At 56.8% G+C, this 292-nt stretch carries 1 pseudogene; it reads left to right on the forward strand.

The features are described 5' to 3' along the window. Nucleotides 1-292 (forward strand): annotated as a pseudogene (locus KTH89_RS24775) (tetracycline resistance ribosomal protection protein Tet(W)); the annotation flags it as partial.

Here is a 292-nt window from a genome sequence, read left to right on the forward strand (position 1 = left end):
TGCGGGATACGGTGGCCCTGGCCGGGAGAGAAAAGCTGAAAATCACAGAGATGCGTATTCCATCCAAAGGGGAAATTGTTCGGACAGACACCGCTTATCCGGGCGAAATTGTTATCCTTCCCAGCGACAGCGTGAGGTTAAACGATGTATTAGGGGATCAAACCCGGCTCCCTCGTAAAAGGTGGCGCGAGGCCCCCCTCCCCATGCTGCGGACGACGATTGCGCCGAAAACGGCAGCGCAAAGAGAACGGCTGCTGGACGCTCTTACGCAACTTGCGGATACTGACCCGCT

Origin of the sequence: Diplocloster agilis, assembly GCF_019042275.1 — a bacterium.
Taxonomy (GTDB): Bacteria; Bacillota; Clostridia; order Lachnospirales; family Lachnospiraceae; genus Diplocloster; species Diplocloster agilis.